Origin of the sequence: Bacillus sp. AFS073361 (assembly GCF_002567005.1) — a bacterium.
In the GTDB taxonomy this organism is placed as follows: domain Bacteria; phylum Bacillota; class Bacilli; order Bacillales; family Cytobacillaceae; genus Neobacillus.
The window spans coordinates 33485-54587 of record NZ_NUZU01000033.1 but is presented as its reverse complement, the minus strand read 5'-3'; the positions used below and the strand labels follow the sequence as shown (position 1 = coordinate 54587).

The following is a 21103-nucleotide window of genomic DNA, read 5'->3' as shown; positions in this document are numbered from 1 at the left end:
AGATAGATAATGAATTTTCTTGAAAAACGAACATTGGATGAACGAATCGAACTTATGAGTAGCCTTTCGAAACAGTTTAAAATGCGTGCACATCAAATAGACATTGAGGGCGCCTTTCCTTATGCAAATATTCTGGACCTTAAAAGTTCTGGATACACTACATTAACTGTCCCCTCTAGATATGGCGGACAGGAAATTGCACTTTACGAACTCATTCGACTCCAAGAAAAGATAGCCGAAGGTGATGGGGCAACTGCTCTTTCCATCGGATGGCATATGGGCATTATCATGAATCTCAATGAAAAAAACTCATGGAAGGAGCCTGTCTTTAAGGAAATTTGTGAACAGGTGAATAAAGGTGCATTAATAAATAGTGCTCAAAGCGAACCAAAAACAGGTAGTCCTACTCGGGGTGGAAGACCGGAAACAACAGCGGAAAAGTGTAAGAGCGGCTGGAATATAAATGGAAGAAAAACGTTTACGACGATGTCTCCTGTCCTTGATTACTTTATCGTTAGTGCGACCATTAAAGATACAAATGAAGTGGCCAATTTTCTAATCCCTCGAACGTCAAAAGGGATAATGATTGAAGAAACATGGGACAGTATCGCTTTAAGAGGGACAGGCAGTCATGACTTAATTCTTGAGGATTGTTTTGTGGAAGCTGAAAATCTTGTCGAAGAGTTTAGTACCACAGGAAGAAAAGTGAATGGATGGCTCTTACATATACCAGCTTGTTATCTTGGTATAGCAAAAGCCGCCCAAAAGTATGCTATTCAATTTGCAAAGGAGTATTCTCCTAATAGTATCGTAGGGCCGATCATCGATTTACCAAATGTACAACAAAAACTGGGTGAGATGGAACTAAAGGTCATGCAGTCCGAGTACTTTTTATATGGGGCGTCTAAACAGTGGGATTCTTCAAACACTGAGGATAGAGAAAAAATGGGCGCTCATTTAGGGGCAGCTAAATTAACTGTGACCAATCTAGCTATTGAAATTGTTGACTTAGCCATGCGTATCGTGGGAGCAAAAAGTCTTTCATTAAGTAATCCATTGCAAAGATATTATCGGGATGTAAGAGCTGGACTTCATAATCCTCCGATGGATGACATGACTCTACAATTATTAGCAAAGCATAGTATCCAAAACATGGAGTAAGGCAGGAATCCTATCCTGCCTTTTTATTGTGTATAAAAAAATCGTTATTTGATTTCACATCACTCACCAAAAAATTTATTCTTCTACTAACTCTCCAATGTCAACAGTTGATCGTTCTTCCAATGGACCGCGTAAATGAACTGTGGCAGTATGTCCGTCTTCATTTAATTGATCAATCCATACTGATGCACCATTATACTTGACTTCGATATCTGCTGAAGAAGACAAAATCTGCTTAACTCGGTTAATATGCATGTGATTCACTCCTAGTCATTTATTAGGTAATTCAAAAAGGTTTTCAATCGCATTCTTCTATTATTTAGTGGGCAATTTTTCATTCTAAGGGTAGTCAATATGTACACCATTGATCGTTCCTGGCTCATCCACCTCTTCCAGGCTATTTAGATAATGATTGAGTTCTATCTGCATTTCCTTCGGTGCACCAGGCTTTAAATGCCAATTTCCTGGTTCATCAACAAAATATGGGCTCTTTGTAAAGTCAGGCCTTATTCTGGGCATGGGATTCTCCTTCTAAATGTTCTTCTTTCCTCTGTGTATATACTTTCCAATGTTTACAAAGTTCATTCAAGTAAACATGGCTCCATTTTTGTAAAAGATAAGGCTAAATTCATATTGCTCCCAAATTCATTCAGGTTTAATATATGTAGAAATGGAAACTTAATGGAACGTATCACGTATTAAATAAAAATTTGAAACTAAAATAAGACTTATTCGTCTTATATAAATGAGGACCTGAAAATAGTCATGTCCAACAAATAAATAACATAGAAATAGAAATGACCAATGTAAAAATGGCTAAAGTATCAGCAAATAATGTAGATTTATGTTGATAAGAATTGGAAGATATAACATGATTTTTGTTTTTATTTTGAGAAGAAATGTGATATAGTAATTGAGGTTCGTTTACCGGAGCTTAATTGGTAAGTGAGGGGAGAAATTTTTAAATGAATAAAATTAGACTACCTAAAACATTAAAAAATAGTCATATTACATTTTTTGCGGCTGCAGTTGTTTTATTTTGGATCAAAACATATGCAGCATATCAAATTGAATTTAACTTAGGTATTGAAAATAATTTACAAAAGTTTCTACTTTTGATAAATCCTTTAAGTTCAGCACTTTTCTTCTTTGGTATAGCACTGCTGTTTAAGAAGCGTTCAAAGTTAATTATGATTTTAATTAACTTCCTTTTATCATTCTTATTATATGCGAATATCGCCTATTATCGCTTCTTTAATGATTTCATTACGGTGCCAGTGTTGATGCAAACCAAAACGAATGCTGGTCAGCTTGGTGACAGTGCACTTTCGTTAATGTCTCCTTTTGATATTTTTTATTTTACAGACATGTTTATATTAATTGCATTAGCATTAACAGTCTTCAAAAAAGTAACGGTATCGAACAGAAAAACCTATAAAATTGTTCTATTATTTTCAATCACTACTTTTCTATTTAATTTAGGTTTAGCGGAAAAGGATCGTCCACAACTACTGTCACGATCTTTTGACCGAAATTATTTAGTAAAATACCTTGGGGCGTACAACTTTACTATCTATGATGTTATCCAAAATATTAAGTCCTCTAGTCAGCGTGCGTTGGCTGATAGCAGTGATATTACAGATGTGGAGAACTACCGTAAAGCAAATTATGCTGCCCCAAACCCAAAATATTTTGGTAAAGCTAAGGGTATGAATGTAATTTATATTTCTATGGAATCCTTTCAAAGTTTTATGATTAATTATAAAATGCCTAACGGACAAGAAGTAACACCATTTTTAAATTCATTGACACATGATAAAAATACCTTCTATTTTGATAATTTCTATCATCAAACAGGTCAAGGAAAAACATCGGATGCCGAATTCTTAATGGAAAACTCACTTTATCCAATGGCACAAGGTGCAGTTTTTGTTAACAAAGCCCAAAACACGTATCAAGCTATGCCATCGATTTTAAAAGGACAAGGATATAGTTCTGCAGTATTACATGGTAACTATAAAACATTCTGGAATCGAAATGTGATCTATAAAGCTTTTGGCTATGATAAATTCTTTGATGCAGAGTACTATAGCATGTCAGATGAAAATACAAAAAACTATGGAATGAAGGATAAGCCTTTCTTTAAGGAATCTATCCCATTACTTGAAAGCTTAAAGCAGCCGTTCTATACAAAGTTCATTTCATTGTCCAATCATTTTCCTTTTGAAATGGATCCAGAGGATACAAATTTTCCTGCTGGTGATTATGGAGATACGGTTGTAAACCAATATTTCCAATCGGCAAACTATATGGATCAGGCGTTCGAGCAATTCTTTAATGATTTAAAAGCAAACGGTTTGTATGATAATACCATTATTGTTATGTATGGTGACCATTACGGCATTTCTGAAAACCATAACGATGCAATGGCAAAGGTTATGGGTGTAGACGAAATCACTCCTGCAATTAATGCAAAATTACAGCGTGTTCCATTATTTATTCATGTACCTGGTGTGAAAGGCGGTATACAACACCAAGTTGGCGGGGAAGTCGACGTTCGTCCAACCGTTCTTCATTTATTAGGTATAGATACGAAAGATTATATGGAATTTGGTTCAGATTTACTTTCTAAACAACACCGTAATTGGGCATTATTTAGAAATGGTGATTTTGTAACTTCAAATGCCATCCAGATTAATGAGAAATGCTATTCTTCTGTAACGGGTGAATTATTAGAGGATAATACTACATGTAAGGATGTAGATAGCAAAGTCAATATGGAACTTAATATGTCTGATGAGATTGTTTACAAAGACTTACTACGTTTCTATAAGCCAGAAGGTTACACACCAATTAACCCTAACGATTATGAATATTTAGGTCCAAAAGGTGACACTGAGACATCAGGTGAATAACACTGTTAAAGGGAGAAGAAGCGATACTTCTCTCTTTTTCTTTTGCTGCAAACATTATAGGAAATAAAATTAAGGGGAACTTGCAATGTACAAGAGAAATTACCAATTAATCATTTCATTACTCGTCATTATCGCTATTATTCTTACTGGATGTAATGATAGCGAAACCTTAAAGGATAAGAATGACACAGGACCGACTTCTACTATCAAGAATAAAGAAGTGAATACGAATGAAACGAGTGATTCTTCACCTTCTCAATTAGAAGTCCCAGAGCAGAAAACTGCTCATAAAAAATTGCTTCCTGCTACCATTGTAAAGAATGTCGATGGGGATACCGTTGAGATTAATCTTAATGGGACCGTCGAAAAGGTCAGAATGCTCTGTGTGGATACACCAGAGACACACCACCTCCGATTAGGTGTTCAACCATTTGGACCGGAAGCGTCTGAGTATACTAAGAAGATTCTCGCTGTCGGTACAAAAGTCGAAATAGAACCTGGAATTGGTGAGGGACGGGATAAATATGGCCGGTTACTTGCTTATTTTTATGTAAATGGAAAAATGTTTAATGAAATGCTGCTTGAGGAAGGACTTGCACGAGTAGCCTATATCTATGCACCCAATACTCAATATGTTGATGAATTTTATGCGATCCAAAAGAAAGCACAATAAAAGGGTATAGGCATTTGGTCCATTGAAAATTATGCCCAAGAGGATGGGTATAACACTGATAATACTAAGAGCGCTGATGAAAAAAAGTCAAATCCAAGCACATCATCTGGAAAAAGTTGTGAAAATAACCCAAATGATGATCAAGAAACTAACTTGGATTGTAAAGGGAAAATTAAAGGGAATGCTAATTCCCATATTTATCATGTACCTGGTGGTAGTTTTTACGAATCCACCACAGACAATATCGTCTGGTTCTGTTCAGAAAAAGAAGCACAGGATCAAGGCTATCGGAAGTCCAAGCGTTAAAATAATTTGGTTATAGGCAGCAGCAGGCATTTACATGCTTGCTACTTTTTAATAATAGGCTGTGTTAAAGAATAATGTAGATTTTGGAACTCTGTTGATNNGAGGAGGCTCCCCGGCACGCCCGCGGAAAGCGAAGTGCCTGGAACGGAAATCAACAGACTAGTTTAACACAGCCTAATAATAAAAAAATAGCCATGCACCAATTGTTAGCATATAATAAATAAAATATATTATTTTAAAAAAGTTAGGAGAGAGATCGCATGAGAGACGTTACCTTATTGAATATATTTGAACATCATATTGCCCAAAAATATTTGAATCGTTCAGGTCTTGCCCATGCGATTGCGGTTGCCTACCATGCTTTTCAACTTGGGAAGGAACATCAACTGGATGTAGACATTGCTGCAAAAGCAGGACTCCTCCATGACATGGGTCATTATACATGGTATAAAAATGGAAAATGGGATTATGACTTATACAAACAAAATGATATTCACCCAATCAAAGGGGCGGAAAGGGCTCATAAGCTATTGATTCGCCTAGGTGAGAATCCAATCAAAGCCAAGACAATCGCACTTGCTATTTTGTTTCATACCGACTCATTTTTGCCATCCAACGATATTGTTCGAACGCCATTACAGCAAATTGTTAAATGGGCCGATGAAAAGGATGAAGAAGAGGGCGGAATGCATCATTATCGGACGATTGAATATGAACGAGCCAGACAAAGCATTATCCGCTTAGACGAATGGATCGACAAAGAATGTATATAAAGTAATGGCGGTGCACTTGCACCGCCATGTTTCATTCATTTACTGCCTTGAAAAACCTTCCTCTTTTAAAAACATCTCAGCTTCCTCATAGGTATCAAAGGTTGCATCCAGGTTTAACCCGTAATAGATATTCCAGGATTCATTTTCTTCCACTAGAATTAGAACACTGTTTTCACTATCTACCCAACGCTCTTCGTTTGAATCACCAATAATCGCTTCTTCTGCAGCTGTTTTTTCTACTGGAGATAGGGATTGAATCGATTGTTTTAACAATTTACGGAGTTGGTCTTCGGAGTAATCACGGATATTGACCATTCCTTTTTCATCCGAATCATAATTGTCCAACTGTCCAGCATAAATAAATCCATTCCCGTTTGGGTGTAAGTGATAAACAATGTTTTTTTTATCTGAGACACTGCCTTCGAACTGAAAATTGACTCGTCCTAGTGAAACATTTTTTCGTTCCAATTCAGGAAATGATTCGATAATCGCTAATTTTTCATTATATGTAAGCATAGTTTCCTCCGTCTATTTAAGTAAATCCTCTTACATCATACAGATATTTTACCCAAAGGTAAAATTTTTTACGAAAGGACGCGTATGAATACGTTTTTTTGAATATGTATTGGAAAATATTCATAAATGGTGTAAAATTACACCATGAAGAAAAATGGTATAATTTACATTTTTGTATGATTGTGGGGAGATTTTATGGATTTGAATATACGAGAAGAGCATCGGAAAATTTTTAGAAAAGAGTTATACACATTAAAAAAGGAGGGATACCTTCCCAATGAAATAGTCGACATAGTTTCAAGAGCACATCACCAATATCATTTAGATTTAATTGAAATGGAGACAAAGCCTCCTATAAATGAAAAAAACTTACAAGTCCATTCGCAAGTGCCAAAAAAACCTGCGAAAGTGATGAAGACACGAACACCAGAAGAGATTCGTGAAAGAAATATTACGTGGTTATTAAACATTGGAGTAATCTTCTTACTTATTGGAGGATTGTTTGTTGCTACAAGTAATTGGGAATCTATGACAAATTTCATGAAAAGTGGGTCCATTGCAATTGTTGCTATCTTATTTTATGGAATTGCCTTTCTAACGAAAAAAATATTAAAAATAGAAAAAACTGCTTTTGCCTTTAGTGTCTTAGGTAGTTTGTTTTTACCAATATTTATTCTCTCTTTGGGATGGTTTGGTCTATTGGGATCCTATTTATCAATTTATGGGGAAGGGCGTTATTTACTCGGAATGCTGGGCAGCTGGCTGCCAGTTATTGTTTACTATTTTTTTGCAAAAAGCTTAGCATCAAGATTATTTGTTTGGTTCGCCTTTGTTTCGGTATCTCTAGGGATGGCCTTTCTTTTAGCTAGCTTCCATCTGAAAATTGATTTCTTCTACCTGGGTATGATGATTTTCAATGCCATCTTCATTTTTATTTATCATAAGTTAAAGAATAGGGAATCAATCAAACTTTTCACGAAGGAATTTATCCCGTATGTCCAAGTGAATCTCGTTTTGTGTACACTATTTATGCTTTTTCTCTATGATAACAAGGTTTTATACAGCTTCAATTTGCTATTAACAGCGATTATATATTTATCAATGATGTATGTGAGCGGCAGAAAGGAATATCATTTCATTTTTAGTATCATGATTGTTTACGGTGCTTATCAGTTAATTGAGCACAGTTTCCTGGATTCTTTTGGGGCGATCATTTATGCTCTGGTCGGATTTGGAATGGTCTTTGTTCCAAGGGCTTTGAATAACCAGTTTTCATTAAATAAAGCATTTCAATATACAAGTGCAATAATATCCGGAATGGCATTTATTTATATTAGTCTCGAAGGAATTCTCCTGCGTGCAGGGAATCCGTCGTTAGTTCTTATGCTCGCTTATTTTATCATTGCAGCTAACTTTGTTTATTTGTCCCAGCACGGTTCAAGAAGGTTATTTCCGTATTTAAGCGCTGTTTTTGCAGCCTCCAGCATTTATGAAATTATTGCATTACTAAGCCAGCCTTTTGATGCAATAAATTTAGCTCTACAATTATCTATTACAGGGTTTATCCTATTTAGTATATTAGGTATTGCGCAACTTTCAATGCACGTAAAGAACATTCAGACTGCCTCCAGAGATGTTGGGTTATCGGTCATGGTACTTGCTATAATGATGGCTATTTCGTTGTTATTATGGTGGGAATTAGGTGTTCTCTTATGCCTACTTATGGTTGCTTCCTATTTAGTTTATAAGAGAGAAGCAAGGATTTTCCTAAAGGAAGCTGCTGTATGGATTACTCCTAGTTTACTTGGTCTATCCATCTCTGCTTTTGGAGAAGAAATTAATAGTAATTTTTCTTTTTATCTTAGAGAATTTGGGTATGGAGTTAATTTTGCTATCGCAGCCATCCTTGTTTTATTATCTAGTTTTGTGTGGAGAGCTGTAGGGGAAAAGAGGTTGGATAAAATCTCTTTGTATACATCCCATGCACTTTATACTGTGGCCATCCTCCAAGCATTGTTTAATCACATAAACCATGTTTGGGTTCAACCGCTTATTTTGTTAGTTGGAATTGGAATGTATTATTATTTGTATAAAAAGCATGGTACGAAGTGGGTTCCTTTTTTAGTAAGTATTACGGCACTGATTTCCTATTTTTCAATCATCCAGGCGATTATGCTATCCTTTACTTTAAGTCATACCATACATTCTTTAATTACTTCTACTAGTGCAGTGATCATGCTGGTGATCGCCTATCTCTTACGGAAAAATGATTTGAACCTATCATTTGCGTTTGGTTGGGTAGGACACAGCATTTATCCACTGACGCTATTATTCACATGGTTCGCATTTCAGACAGACGCTATTTACAGCTTTATCTTGGCGTTGTTTGTCTATGCAATGAGCACAAAGTTGATGACTGTCGAATGGAAAATTAAAGCCTTTCTTTATGGGAGTTTTACTTCCGTATTCTTTATAGTTTCATCTAGCCAAGAGCTACTAATTAATCAATCTTTTGGAAACTATGAGTTTGTGTTTACTAGTGCGCTACTTCTCTTGTTTGTTTTCTTCACAAACGATGAATATAAAAAACGGACTGCTTACTATTTAGTCCCTTTTTCAATAATTGGAATTGTGTTAACGTTGATTACTTATCCCTTTGATTTGCTTCCATATCTTGTTACGCTTGCCTATGCTTTAGGAACAGTGGTTTATTTGCATAAAATCCACTGGGATGTTTTAGGAATTGTTCCGTTATTTTTAGTATTTATTGCTACAGTAGAATTTATTTATATGGGGGACATAGGTGATATTGCTAGACAGCTAGTCACTGGAGTGGCAGGAATTGTCCTTTCGATAATAGGCCAATTGGTTTACAAACAGCTAGTTGAATATGGACAAAAAATTCAGCAAATAAAATTAGATGGTTTTACACTAGTTTCATTCATGTTTTTTAGTCTTATGTATATGTTCGAGGATCCATTTATCTGGAGTCGTCCAATACCGGGTGTGTTGATCGCCATTTCTTTTTTTCTGCAAAGAAAAAGAGTGCCTGAAAGGTTATCGGTCCTAATGACCATACTTGGAGGAGCCTATTTATTACAACCATATTATTCAATCATAGCTAAACTTAATATTCCAGCATTATGGGAGCGGGAAGTAATTGTTCTTCCCTTTATAATATTGATAATTTTCATTCGACGTTGTTTAAAGGGGCGATATGCGGAAATAACAAAAGCTGTCCAATGGGGGGTCCTGCTCGTCGTTTCATTATTATTAATTCAAGATGGTTTGGCGAGCAACACAATTTATGATGCAATCATTGTCGGAACACTTTCCTTGTTGTCGTTGATGGCAGGAATGTTCTTACAAATTAAATCATATTTCTTTGTAGGAGTTGGCGTTTTATTATTAAACGTATTCCTGCAAACAAGACCGTACTGGGGGAATATGCCGTGGTGGTTCTATTTATTAATTGCCGGCCTAATCTTAATTACGGTTGCCAGCTTTAATGAATGGAATAAACAAAAAGCGAATAAAGGAGAAACCACTTTTATTATGGTTCTTAAGGAGAAAGTAATTGGTACAATGAAAAAATGGGATTAAAAGGGATCTAACGTTCAATTCAATTTTAATTGATTGATAATATAAAAAATGTTATAATGAGTTTAATAAAATAACTGTTGTATCTGGAGGAGCCTGTCACCAAGGGATTACTATGTCCCGTGGTTGACGGGCTTTTTTGTATTTAAAAAGGGTCTGTTAAAACACGGACCCTATTATTTTTTTAAGGAGGAGGATTGGATGGAATTAATTTTAGAATTAGCGATTATTTTATTTGCCTCAAAGATTGCTGGTGATATTAGTGTTAAATTAGGCCAGCCTTCAGTTTTAGGAAAGTTATTAATTGGGGTTATTATCGGACCTGCGGTCTTGGGGCTAATTTCAGAAACGAAAACCATTGCAGACCTAAGCCAAATTGGTGTGATCTTGTTAATGTTTATCGCCGGGCTGGAGACTGATATCCATGAATTTAGACGGACTTGGAAGGCATCAACCTTTGTAGGGATCAGCGGAATCATTGTTCCTTTATTGGCAGGTTATCTGTCAGGAATTATGCTTAATATGACAACCATCGAAGCATTATTTTTAGGATTATTACTTTCCGCAACTAGTGTAAGTATTTCCGTTCAAGCACTGAAAGAGTTAAATAAGATTCAATCTAAAGAAGGAACAACAATTTTAGGTGCAGCAGTCATTGATGATGTCCTTGTAATCATTGCTTTAGCCTTCCTCATGAGTATGGCTGGAGACGAAGTGAATTTAAATATGATGATTATGAAAAAGGTCCTCTTTTTCACGGTTGCTATTTTAGTAGCTTGGAAGATTGTACCATGGCTTTTAAAGAAATTTGCTCCACTAAAGGTTACAGAATCACTTGTCACAGGTGCATTAATTATATGTTTCCTGTTTTCTTTTGCTGCGGAATTAACAGGTGTTGCGGGCATAATTGGTGCCTATATCGCTGGGGTTGCGATTGGTCAGACAGATAATAAACATAAAATATTTAAGAAAGTGGAGACCATTAGTTATTCTATTTTCGTTCCAGTATTTTTCACTTCGATTGGTTTGTCAGTAAGTTTTGATGGAATCTCTCAACATTTAGGGCTTATGTTGGGCCTTAGTATCCTTGCGATTTTAACCAAATTAATTGGTGCAGCAGCAGGTGCAAAAATGGCACGCTTTTCTTGGAAGAACTCCCTAGGAATTGGTGCAGCCATGGTTTCACGTGGTGAGGTTGCGTTAATTATTGCCACAATAGGTTTAGAAACTAAATTAATCACAGAGGAACTTTTTGCTGTATTAGTAGTTGTTGTACTAGTGACAACCATTGTTACACCACCAATGATGAAGTTCTTTTTCAACCAAAGTAGTAAACGAACAACCATGAAAAACACCGCATGATATAAATAGAAACTTATTAATAGACTAATAAAATCCAGCCAAGATTGCTTTGGCTGGATTTTTACTTATGATACCGACTTTAATGAATTAGTCTCAGAGTTCTTACCTAAAGTTCTTAAACCAATAATAAATCTTATGGTAAAAATGACTGCAGCGATGATAATTAAGCCCCCGCACAGTGCTCCAACTTGATCCGCTCCTGTCCACTCTGGTAAGTGTTCAGCCCAGCGACGCGGAGTACTTATTTTTCCAGCATAAAGGAAGGAGCCTGCTAAACCCGTAAAGAAGAAAAAATAGGTAGAGATAGCCAAATTATCGATTCCCTTTTGCTTTTGTGTTCCTTCCGTTTTTGTGAAATAATACATAAAACCGAAGATCATCGCAATAACACCCATTCCCATGTACGTGTGGAAATGGCCTGGCACCCATTTTGTATTGTGCATCACATGGTTCACTACGATTGTAGCATCAATAATTGCAGGTACTGCACCAGCGACCCAGCCGAACATTGCTAGAAACATCATACTTGAAGCAAAGTCCCATTTAACAGCCGAGCGGAACACAATCATCAATGCTCCATATGCAGTGACAACCATGACTGGTAAACCATTTGCATAAGAAAATATTTGACCGATAATTAACATCCATCTTGGGACTGCAAAATCCATTAACAAATGGTGTGTATAAATCATTAAAGTAAACAGAGTGGAAAAATTCCATGCAATTAGGAAGGCTTTATTGGATTTCCAGGGACGTCCAGTATATTCAGAGAGCACTTCATAGACGGCGATAACTGCCATATAAATGGTGCAATTAGCAAAAATATGGCCAAATGCATAGGTTAAATGTTTTGCGAGCATTGGATCGAAGGTGAACTTTGGATTAATTATATTAACAATTGATTCAACTATGGCTGTAGCACCTGCTAAGATTCCAGTGGAGTTAGCGATAATGACCATCGTTGTGGCAACAACAGCAGCAGGTGGTCCATATCCCTTTTTGCCCCTGAAAATATAATCCCAGCCTAGTGATTTACCTAGACCGCCATATTATTTGATCAGCCTTGCTGCTAAATAAAAATACATGACCAAATAGCCAATGCCTAACAGTAACAGCCCAAATAAAAAGAATAGTGCACCTGCTGATCCATTTAGTTTTGCTGAGGCAGATGGAAGGGGATAAAGGAATGTCCAACCATCAGAAAAATTAAAAACAAAAATAGCGGCAAGTATCATAACCACACCAATCAAAGATAAGATGAGGTTGGTAAAGAAAACCTTTGGATTCAAATGAATATATTTCGATAAATAATACCACATGATGGCGCTACCGCCCAGTGCGGCGATACCGATCATTCCTGTTCCGTGAATGGTCATTACTTTATAAAACAATTGAGCAGAAATTTTTACGACATTTCCTTGATTTAATAACATCATCACTCCGAAAACCATCATGAAAACCAGAACCACAGAGGTAACCATCAATGAAAATGCAACGCCTTTTTTAATCTGTTTCCGAGCTTTACTTTCCATATTAATTACCTCCCTTTGGCTTGACAACAATGTCTTTAATCATGACATGATGGCCAGTGCTGCAATATTCTAAACACATAATTTTATACGTTCCCGGTTTTTTAAATGTAATAGAGACAATATTTGTATAGTCGGGCATCGCTTGAGTTTGTGCGATCAAATGCAGTTTTTCATCATACAGCCCAAACCCATGGGTGACATCTTTACTTGTAACACGAAACTGGACAGGCTCCCCCACAGTAAAGTTTTCATTACTTAATTCCCAGGCAAACTGTATCCCACTAACCTCAACAACCTTGCCATTTTCTTTTGCCTGTACGTGCTGGTCGTGGTAAGGTAGTTTGCTTAGTGAAATTGCAGAAGCAAATCCCATAATGGCTAGTAATCCAAGAAAATAAAATTTACGAATTTTATAGCCTTTTTCCTGAATAGATCCATACTCTTTTAGTTTTCTCGATTCCCCGTACACAAACGAAAATGCTAGTGCGATAAGGAATACGAAAAATAATGTAGCGTACCACGCAATAGATTGGTACATAGTAAACCCTCCCATAAAAAAATAATCAAACAAGCAGTCCCCCAACCGCTTGTTTCATTTCATTTTCCATTGTAAACACCTTTTTATGAGAAATTAGTGAAAAATATCATACTTTCACTAGGGTATCTATCATAAGTATTAGCCCTTTTTTATTTTTTTTGAGATTAATTGAAAAGGTACCCCATTATTTTCATTGATGTTGTCGAATGATTTATCAAATAATAACAAACTAACATTCAGGAGGTTAGAAATGGGTACTGAACTAATCGACATAGACAAATTACTAGAAGCAACGTCAAATCTAACATCTGAGAAAAATAATAATATTGTTAAAAAAGTTGAAATCGACCTTTTACTTGAAAATACCCGAGATTGGTAAAAATAATATTTTTCATAAGATAATTTTTAAAATGCCTTCATTTAACATGGAGGCATTTTATTTTTTGCAGAAAGAAATCGGTTAATAATAATAGGAAAGAATAGAATTCCATTTATGTTGCTTTAAAGCGAAAAAATATTTTTGCGATATCTATTGATTTTCCTTCAAAAAGATACTAGAATAATTTTTAATATATTCAATTTTTTGAAAATTAATATTTTAGTATTTGAGGGGGATTTAGCTAGTGAAGAAAAAAGGAAAAGTATTTTCAATTGCTTTAGCAGGAATGATGCTGCTTGCAGGGTGTGGAAGTAAAGAATCCGCAGGCGGAACTGAAAAAGGGGGAGCAGATAAGGAATTCAAAGTAGGTATTACCCAATTTGCACCACACCCATCTTTAGATGCAGCGACAGAGGGTTTTAAAAAGGCTCTAAAAGATAAAGGAATTAAAGTTAGCTTTGATGAACAAAACGCTCAAGCAGACATGAACAACACGCAAACAATTGCGAATAATTTTGTCGGAGACAAAGTAGATTTAATCTTTGCTAATGCTACGCCTAGTGCAACGGCTGCATTGAATGCTACCAAAGATATTCCGATTATCTTCACTTCAGTAACAGACCCAGTGGGTGCTGGATTGGTAGAGGCTTTTGATAAACCAGGCAAAAACATTACTGGAACAACAGATAACCATCCAGAAGCAACGAAAAAGACAATCAGCTTTATTACAGACGAAGTGAAAGCGAAAAATGTTGGGGTCATCTATAACTCAGGGGAACAAAATTCAGTTGTTCAGGTGGAAGAAGTTGAAAAGATTGTTAAAGAGAAGGGTGCTAAGCTAGTAAAAGTATCTGTTTCTACTACAGCAGAAGTGAAGCAAGCCTCAGAATCATTAGTTGGACGCGTTGATGCCATCTACATTCCTACTGATAATACTGTTGTTACTGCACTTGACTCAGTTATTGCCGTTGCAAATAGTAAGAAAATCCCGTTGTTCGTTGGTGAACTAGATTCTATGAAAAAAGGCGCGGTTGCTGCGAGTGGATTTAGTTATTACGATCTTGGCTATCAATCTGGTATTATGGCAGCTGACATTTTAAGCGGCAAAAAGAAAGCATCTGAAATTCCTGTTGAACTTCCTAACAGCTTAAAGCTTGTAATTAACAAGAAGGCTGCTGAAGCTCAAGGTTTAAAAGTCAATGATGCTTGGAGTAGTTTAGGTGAGTTCTACGAAGGTAAATAAATAATATTTTTCAATGAGGAGCCTTCATTTAGAAGGCTGCCTCTTTGTCACTACATAAAATTTTGCATCTAAGACGGATGCTTAATGATTAAAGAAAGGATGATCTCAATGTTTACAGCCATATTTGGATCATTTGAAGCAGGTATCATCTACGCGATTATGGCACTGGGCGTATATCTTTCCTTTCGTATTCTGGATTTTCCGGATTTAACGGTTGATGGGAGTTTTGTCACTGGGGCAGCAATTTCAGCGGTAATGATTGCGAATGGTACCGATCCATTTTTAGCCACAATTATGGCATTATTTGCAGGTTTTGCAGCAGGATGTTTGACAGGACTTCTGCACACATTTGGAAAGATTAACAACTTGCTTTCCGGTATTTTAATGATGATTGCACTTTATTCAATAAATCTGAGAATTATGGGACGTTCCAATATCCCTTTATTAAATACAGATACAGCTTTTACGAAAATCAGTGGATTTTTTGAAAAGACAGGAATTGATTCATTCTTCAATAATATTCTTTCCATGGTCGGTCTCGGTGACAGCCTGCCGGAAACATGGGGAATTCTTCTTTTTATGATTATCGTTACATTTGTGATTAAATTCCTGACGGATTTGTTCCTAAGGACGGAAATTGGTCTTGCTGTTAGAGCAACTGGAGATAATAAACGTATGATTCGCAGCCTTTCTGCTAATACCAATCTTCTTGTTGTGTTTGGCTTAGGTTTATCTAATGCATTAGTAGCATTTTCAGGTGCTCTGATTGCCCAACAAGGTGGATTTGCAGACGTAGGTATGGGAATCGGGATGATTGTGATTGGCCTAGCTTCCGTTATTATTGGTGAAGCCCTTTTTGGTACAAAAACAATCGCTCGGACAACACTTGCTGTGATTGGCGGTTCCATTATTTATCGAATCGTTGTAACGTTAGCCTTGCGTGTAGATTTCTTAGACCCAGGTGATATGAAGCTGATTACTGCACTTATTGTTATTATTGCACTTACTGCTCCGAAAATCATTGAAGGTTCTAAGGAGAAGAAGCGTAAAGCCCGACGTAGATCAGAGCGAAGGAATATCATCCAGGCGAATGCTTCAGCGAAGGGGGACAATCATGCTACACTTAAATGAAATTCATAAGATTTTTAATGAAGGGACTCCGGATGAAAAAATCGCCATCGATCATGTGAATCTGAACCTTCAGCCTGGGGATTTTGTCACTGTTATTGGAAGTAACGGTGCGGGGAAATCTACACTAATGAATATCATTTCCGGTGTATTGATCCCAGATGTCGGTGAGGTTCAAATAAACGGGAAAAATGTTACCAATATGTCAGAGTACAAACGTTCAAAAATGATTGGCCGTGTCTTTCAGGACCCAATGGCAGGAACGGCTCCAAGTATGACAATTGAGGAAAATCTTGCGATGGCGTATTCACGTAACAAAATGAGAACCCTTCGCCAAGGGGTAACTAAAAAGCGCCGTGATTATTTTCGTGAGGTATTGGAATCATTGCATTTAGGACTCGAAAACCGGCTTAGTGCCAAGGTGGGGCTATTATCAGGTGGAGAACGCCAAGCATTATCCTTATTAATGGCAACTTTCACAGAACCATCCATCCTCCTTCTTGATGAACACACAGCGGCACTTGATCCGTCAAGAGCGGAATTAATTACAAATTTGACGAGAGAAATCGTCGACAAATACAAACTGACTACCTTAATGGTGACACATAATATGCAGCAAGCGATTGATTTAGGAAATCGTTTAATTATGATGGACAAGGGGCAGATTATTTTAGAAGTCAGTGAGGAAAATAAGAAACAGCTGACAATTGAAAGTTTATTAACAGAGTTTAAACGGATCCGTGGTGAACATATGGCAAGCGATCGGGCGATTCTTTCCTAATCGAAAAAAATTTTTTGAATGTCTATTCTACTAGTGAACAATATTTCCACTATGATTAAATTAGAAACTTCCCGAAACGGGTAAGTTTCTTTTTGCATTTTCGGGAAATAACGCAAAAATTATCCTGATTTCTTTAGCACCAAAAAGCGTTATTGCTTTACACCCTATCCTTGATAGGACAAGATTCTTTGAATTAGAATTAATTCTGAATATTATTACATTTGGTTAATGGGGGTTTCTATATGAAAGAAAATAGAGTAAGAGCAGACCAATTAGCTAATGACTTCTTTCCGGTTCGAGACGTGGATTATATTGAGATTTACACAGGTAATGCCAAACAAGCATGTCACTTTTTCTGTACAGCATTTGGTTTTGAACCAGTAGCATATTCGGGTCTTGAAACAGGTAATCGTGAAACCGCTTCCTACTGCTTGAAGCAGCGGAATATTCGTCTCCTGCTTACAGGTTCTTATAGTGAGGATGGGTCAGTAGCCCAATTTGTTAAGAAACATGGAGACGGTGTGAAGGATATAGCACTCTTAGTTGATAATGTTGAAAAAGCTTTTGAAGAGGCTGTGAATCGAGGCGCGATTGCCATTGCGGCCCCATTTGAAATGAGCGATGAATCAGGGGTGGTTAAAAAAGCTGTTCTAGGTACATATGGGGACACAATCCATACGTTAATAGAACGCAAAAATTATCAGGGTGTGTTCTTACCGGGATTCGAACCATATTCAGCGGAATTACCGGTGAAAGATGCGGGTTTAATTGGGATTGACCATGTCGTTGGGAATGTTGAGCGCATGGAGGAATGGGTAGAGTATTATGCTAAGGTAATGGGCTTTAAAGAAATGAAACATTTCTCTGACAAGGACATTACCACAGAATACTCTGCACTTATGTCGAAAGTTATGCATAACGGAGGACGGATCAAGTTTCCAATCAATGAACCTGCGGTAGGGAAACGAAAATCACAAATTCAGGAATTTCTAGAATTTTATAATGGGCCTGGTGTACAGCATTTAGCAATCCTAACTGAAGATATTGTCTCAACAGTAGCTATATTAAAGCAAAATGGAGTGGAATTCCTAAAAACTCCTGATACTTATTATGAATCCTTAGGTGAACGGATTGGAAAAATTGATGAAGAAATAGAAAAGTTGCGTGAGTTAAATATTTTAGTAGACAGGGATGATGAGGGGTATTTACTGCAGATTTTCTCTAAACCAATTGTTGACCGTCCAACATTATTTATTGAAGTTATTCAACGAAAAGGGGCACGTGGTTTTGGGGAAGGAAACTTTAAGGCATTATTTGAGTCGATTGAGCGGGAGCAGGAAAGACGAGGAAATTTATAATGAATAGAGACTAATAGTTTAGAAGGGCTAAAGGGAGAGTGATCTCTCCCTTATTTAAAGCTCTACTAAGTGAGGTGATAAATGTAATGGAGATTTCCCCGAAAACACTTGAATGGAGAGAGGCGTATAAATTATTAGTTGGGTCCATTCTCCCCCGTCCAATAGCTTTTGTTTCTACAGTGGATGAGAAGGGGACTGCTAATGCGGCACCATTTAGTTTTTTCACGGCCATTTGTGCGGACCCTATGCTCATTTGTTTTTCACCAATGAGAAGAGGAACAGATGGAGCTAAAAAAGATACGCTTGTAAACATTGAAAGTACAGGTCAATTTGTCATTAATATTGTTAGTAACAGTTTGGCGGAGCAAATGAATGATTGTGCAATTGAATTTAGTCCGGATGTCGACGAAATGATGGAAGTGGGTTTAACGAAAGAACCTAGTATCAAGGTCAAGGTGCCGCGCATTAAAGAATCCCTTGTCCACCTAGAATGTGAACTAGAACAAGTATTGCATTTTGGTGAAAAGCCTGGGGCAGGAAGTCTAGTAATTGGAAAAGTAGTGCATGTCCATGTAACCGATGAACTGTTTGATAAGGGACGGATTGACTCTGCGAAACTAATGCCGATAGGAAGAATGGCAGGAAACATCTTTACAGACCCCTTAGCAAAAATGTTTGAAATGAAGAGAAAAACCTAGAAAAAAGGTGAATGTTGTGAAATTCGTAACCTTCGAAAAAAAGGATGGGACAAATAGGGCAGGATGGTTATTGGATCAGGAACATGTGGTTGATATGCATGAAGCATCAGGTGGAATGCTGCCTAGTAATCTCTTGGATTTTCTAGAAAATAGTATGGCTAATCTAGAAAAAGTGTCCAGTTTCTCATTTACAAAGGAGCAAAAAGGAGTGTATCCATTAAGAGAGTTCCGTTTAAAGGCGCCGCTGCCATACCCAAGGAGCTTTCGTGATTTTTATGCATTTGAACAGCATGTAAAACAAGCAAGGGAAAATAGGGGTCTTGGAATGATTCCAGAATGGTACGAAATCCCTGTCTTTTATTTCTCTAATCATCTTGCTATTAAAGGACCAGGAGACGCCATTGTTAAGCCAAAAGATTGTAACTGGCTTGATTATGAGCTTGAGATTGCCTGCATCATTGGTAAAGAAGGCAGAAATATTTCTGCAGAACAAGCGGATGAGCATATTTTTGGCTACTGTATATTAAATGATTGGAGCGCAAGAGACCTGCAAAGGAAAGAAATGAAAGTTGGCCTTGGTCCTGCTAAGGGGAAGGATTTCTCCACTTCAATAGGACCATGGATTGTTACAAAGGATGAGTTTGAACCATTAAAAGCAGGAAAAGGCTTTGATCTTACCATGAAAGCTACTGTAAATGGATGCCTTCTTTCCGAAGGAAATATGAAAGACTTATTTTATTCATTTGGAGAGATGATTGAGAGGGCTTCTGCGGGTGTTACCTTATACCCTGGTGAGATGATTGGTTCAGGAACTGTCGGATCTGGATGTATTCTTGAACTTGGTGAACAAGTGCATCGTTGGTTAAAACCTGGTGATCGAGTTAAATTAGAAATTGATCATCTTGGCGTGTTACAGAATGAGATAATCGCTGAAGAGAGGTGAAAACATGTATTACCGGCAAATGGGGAAGATACCGCACAAACGGCATACGATGTTTAAAAAGGCAGATGGGAGCCTATTCCGAGAGCAGGTAATGGGGACACGGGGGTTTTCAGGAACCCAATCGATTTTGTATCATCAATATATGCCCACAGAAGTGGTGAGAGCGGAATTAGTTAGAGATTATTTGCCAGAATATGAGAACCAGCAGCCACTCAAACACCGTCATTTTTTTACCAGTAAAGTTTCAACCAAAGGTGATGGCCTCCATGCTAGGGAGTATATTTTGGGGAATCAGGATTTATTAATTGGAACAGCCTATGTAACTGCACCGATGACAAGCTTTTATCGGAATGGTGATGGAGATGAAATGCTCTATGTCCATTATGGGACGGGAAAACTGGAAACGATGTTCGGGACCCTTTCATACCAGCCGGGAGATTATCTAATTATTCCGATTGGGACCATATACCGTGTTATACCAAACGAAAATGAAGAGACAAAAATGCTGTTTGTTGAATCCTTCAGCCAAATCACCACACCAAGACGGTACCGAAATGAATATGGCCAGCTATTAGAACATAGCCCATTTTGTGAAAGGGACCTTCGTGGCCCGGAAGAACTGACGGCATTTGATAAAAAGGGTGAATTTGAGGTCTTAACAAAATCAAGAGGGAAGATAACCTCGCATATTTTAGGACATCATCCCCTTGACGTAGTGGGCTGGGATGGATATTTATATCCTTGGGCTTTTAATATCAAAGATTTTGAACCAATCACCGGGAGAGTCCATCAGCCGCCGCCAGTCCATCAAACTTTTGAAGGGAATAATTTTGTTGTCTGTTCATTTGTTCCGAGACTCTATGACTACCATCCAGAGTCCATACCGGCGCCATATTATCATAGCAATGTGAACAGCGACGAACTTCTCTATTATGTGGAGGGTAATTTTATGAGTCGTAAAGGAGTACAGGAAGGTTCCATTACGCTCCATCCAGGCGGTATCCCACATGGGCCGCATCCTGGGAAAACAGAAGCAAGTATTGGAAAAAAGGAAACGTTAGAACTTGCCGTTATGATTGACACCTTCCATCCTTTAAAAATCGTAAAAACCGCACAAGAAATTGAGGATGTTAATTATATGTATTCATGGTATGAGAAATAGGAATAAATTAATTAGCGAACAATCCAATAAATTAA

General features: G+C 37.2%; 19 protein-coding genes and 1 pseudogene. 15 read left to right on the top strand and 5 right to left on the bottom strand.

Annotated features, from left to right (window positions below; all coding sequences use genetic code 11):
- Positions 1-9: 9 nt before the first annotated feature.
- A complete protein-coding gene (locus COJ96_RS16885; protein ID WP_098574981.1) occupies positions 10-1161 on the top strand; it encodes an acyl-CoA dehydrogenase family protein in 1152 nt (383 codons plus the stop codon).
- A gap of 75 nt (positions 1162-1236) precedes the next feature.
- Here the strand turns inward: COJ96_RS16885 and COJ96_RS16880 are convergent, their stop codons facing one another.
- Both COJ96_RS16880 and COJ96_RS16875 read right to left on the bottom strand, forming a co-directional pair.
- Positions 1237-1416 carry an H-type small acid-soluble spore protein gene (locus COJ96_RS16880; RefSeq protein ID WP_098574980.1) on the bottom strand — a complete coding sequence of 60 codons (180 nt, stop codon included), beginning with the start codon at positions 1414-1416 and terminating at the stop codon, positions 1237-1239.
- 84 nt (positions 1417-1500) lie between these two features.
- Complete coding sequence (locus COJ96_RS16875) at positions 1501-1680, bottom strand: hypothetical protein (RefSeq protein ID WP_098574979.1); 180 nt, start codon at positions 1678-1680, stop codon at positions 1501-1503.
- A 446-nt stretch (positions 1681-2126) separates the two neighbouring features.
- Here COJ96_RS16875 and ltaS point away from each other — a divergent pair, with 446 nt between their 5' ends.
- From ltaS to COJ96_RS16860, 4 genes are all read left to right on the top strand, one after another.
- Positions 2127-4076 (top strand): lipoteichoic acid synthase, encoded by a 1950-nt coding sequence (gene ltaS, locus COJ96_RS16870; protein WP_098574978.1) that lies wholly within the window; start codon positions 2127-2129, stop codon positions 4074-4076.
- 85 nt (positions 4077-4161) lie between these two features.
- Complete coding sequence (locus COJ96_RS16865; RefSeq protein WP_306460597.1) at positions 4162-4749, top strand: thermonuclease family protein; 588 nt, start codon at positions 4162-4164, stop codon at positions 4747-4749.
- Positions 4750-4902: 153 nt separating this feature from the next.
- The gene (locus tag COJ96_RS30120) at positions 4903-5055 is read left to right on the top strand and encodes a sunset domain-containing protein (RefSeq protein WP_483861182.1); all 153 of its coding nucleotides are present in this window, start codon (positions 4903-4905) and stop codon (positions 5053-5055) included.
- Positions 5056-5315: 260 nt separating this feature from the next.
- Entirely contained in the window at positions 5316-5828 is a 513-nt protein-coding gene (locus COJ96_RS16860) for an HD domain-containing protein (RefSeq protein WP_098574977.1), read from the top strand.
- 39 nt (positions 5829-5867) lie between these two features.
- On the opposite strand, the gene COJ96_RS16855 is transcribed toward COJ96_RS16860, so the two are convergent.
- Positions 5868-6344: a hypothetical protein gene (locus COJ96_RS16855; RefSeq protein WP_098574976.1), complete on the bottom strand. Its 477-nt coding sequence runs from the start codon at positions 6342-6344 to the stop codon at positions 5868-5870.
- A gap of 195 nt (positions 6345-6539) precedes the next feature.
- Here COJ96_RS16855 and COJ96_RS16850 point away from each other — a divergent pair, with 195 nt between their 5' ends.
- Positions 6540-9947, top strand: a complete 3408-nt coding sequence (locus COJ96_RS16850; protein WP_098574975.1) for a hypothetical protein — start codon at positions 6540-6542, stop codon at positions 9945-9947.
- A 198-nt stretch (positions 9948-10145) separates the two neighbouring features.
- Positions 10146-11306, top strand: coding sequence for a cation:proton antiporter (locus COJ96_RS16845; RefSeq protein WP_098574974.1), 1161 nt, complete (start codon positions 10146-10148; stop codon positions 11304-11306).
- A gap of 65 nt (positions 11307-11371) precedes the next feature.
- On the opposite strand, the pseudogene COJ96_RS16840 reads toward COJ96_RS16845, so the two are convergent.
- Positions 11372-12787, bottom strand: a pseudogene (locus COJ96_RS16840) (cbb3-type cytochrome c oxidase subunit I).
- Between the two features lie 52 nt (positions 12788-12839).
- A complete protein-coding gene (locus tag COJ96_RS16835) occupies positions 12840-13376 on the bottom strand; it encodes a cupredoxin domain-containing protein (protein WP_098574973.1) in 537 nt (178 codons plus the stop codon).
- A 250-nt stretch (positions 13377-13626) separates the two neighbouring features.
- Between COJ96_RS16835 and COJ96_RS29270 the strand changes: the two genes are divergently transcribed.
- From COJ96_RS29270 to COJ96_RS16800, 8 genes are all read left to right on the top strand, one after another.
- A complete protein-coding gene (locus COJ96_RS29270; protein ID WP_257148541.1) occupies positions 13627-13755 on the top strand; it encodes a hypothetical protein in 129 nt (42 codons plus the stop codon).
- 244 nt (positions 13756-13999) lie between these two features.
- Positions 14000-14998 (top strand): ABC transporter substrate-binding protein, encoded by a 999-nt coding sequence (locus tag COJ96_RS16830; protein ID WP_098574972.1) that lies wholly within the window; start codon positions 14000-14002, stop codon positions 14996-14998.
- A 108-nt stretch (positions 14999-15106) separates the two neighbouring features.
- Positions 15107-16129, top strand: a complete 1023-nt coding sequence (locus COJ96_RS16825; protein ID WP_098574971.1) for an ABC transporter permease — start codon at positions 15107-15109, stop codon at positions 16127-16129.
- Complete coding sequence (locus COJ96_RS16820) at positions 16113-16907, top strand: ABC transporter ATP-binding protein (protein WP_098574970.1); 795 nt, start codon at positions 16113-16115, stop codon at positions 16905-16907. Before COJ96_RS16825 ends, COJ96_RS16820 begins: the two co-directional genes overlap by 17 nt.
- Positions 16908-17149: 242 nt before the next feature.
- Positions 17150-18265, top strand: a complete 1116-nt coding sequence (gene hppD / locus COJ96_RS16815) for a 4-hydroxyphenylpyruvate dioxygenase (protein ID WP_098574969.1) — start codon at positions 17150-17152, stop codon at positions 18263-18265.
- 86 nt (positions 18266-18351) lie between these two features.
- Positions 18352-18963, top strand: a complete 612-nt coding sequence (locus tag COJ96_RS16810) for a flavin reductase family protein (RefSeq protein WP_098574968.1) — start codon at positions 18352-18354, stop codon at positions 18961-18963.
- A 16-nt stretch (positions 18964-18979) separates the two neighbouring features.
- Positions 18980-19906, top strand: a complete 927-nt coding sequence (locus COJ96_RS16805) for a fumarylacetoacetate hydrolase family protein (protein WP_098574967.1) — start codon at positions 18980-18982, stop codon at positions 19904-19906.
- A gap of 4 nt (positions 19907-19910) precedes the next feature.
- Positions 19911-21068, top strand: a complete 1158-nt coding sequence (locus COJ96_RS16800) for a homogentisate 1,2-dioxygenase (protein ID WP_098574966.1) — start codon at positions 19911-19913, stop codon at positions 21066-21068.
- Positions 21069-21103: the final 35 nt, after the last annotated feature.

Coding starts and splice junctions, on each gene's coding strand:
- COJ96_RS16885 (WP_098574981.1), top strand. CDS start 10: ATGAATTTTCTTGAAAAACGAACATTGGATGAACGAATCGAACTTATG.
- COJ96_RS16880 (WP_098574980.1), bottom strand. CDS start 1,416: ATGCATATTAACCGAGTTAAGCAGATTTTGTCTTCTTCAGCAGATATC.
- COJ96_RS16875 (WP_098574979.1), bottom strand. CDS start 1,680: ATGCCCAGAATAAGGCCTGACTTTACAAAGAGCCCATATTTTGTTGAT.
- ltaS (WP_098574978.1), top strand. CDS start 2,127: ATGAATAAAATTAGACTACCTAAAACATTAAAAAATAGTCATATTACA.
- COJ96_RS16865 (WP_306460597.1), top strand. CDS start 4,162: ATGTACAAGAGAAATTACCAATTAATCATTTCATTACTCGTCATTATC.
- COJ96_RS16860 (WP_098574977.1), top strand. CDS start 5,316: ATGAGAGACGTTACCTTATTGAATATATTTGAACATCATATTGCCCAA.
- COJ96_RS16855 (WP_098574976.1), bottom strand. CDS start 6,344: ATGCTTACATATAATGAAAAATTAGCGATTATCGAATCATTTCCTGAA.
- COJ96_RS16850 (WP_098574975.1), top strand. CDS start 6,540: ATGGATTTGAATATACGAGAAGAGCATCGGAAAATTTTTAGAAAAGAG.
- COJ96_RS16845 (WP_098574974.1), top strand. CDS start 10,146: ATGGAATTAATTTTAGAATTAGCGATTATTTTATTTGCCTCAAAGATT.
- COJ96_RS16835 (WP_098574973.1), bottom strand. CDS start 13,376: ATGTACCAATCTATTGCGTGGTACGCTACATTATTTTTCGTATTCCTT.
- COJ96_RS29270 (WP_257148541.1), top strand. CDS start 13,627: ATGGGTACTGAACTAATCGACATAGACAAATTACTAGAAGCAACGTCA.
- COJ96_RS16825 (WP_098574971.1), top strand. CDS start 15,107: ATGTTTACAGCCATATTTGGATCATTTGAAGCAGGTATCATCTACGCG.
- COJ96_RS16820 (WP_098574970.1), top strand. CDS start 16,113: ATGCTACACTTAAATGAAATTCATAAGATTTTTAATGAAGGGACTCCG.
- hppD (WP_098574969.1), top strand. CDS start 17,150: ATGAAAGAAAATAGAGTAAGAGCAGACCAATTAGCTAATGACTTCTTT.
- COJ96_RS16810 (WP_098574968.1), top strand. CDS start 18,352: ATGGAGATTTCCCCGAAAACACTTGAATGGAGAGAGGCGTATAAATTA.
- COJ96_RS16800 (WP_098574966.1), top strand. CDS start 19,911: ATGTATTACCGGCAAATGGGGAAGATACCGCACAAACGGCATACGATG.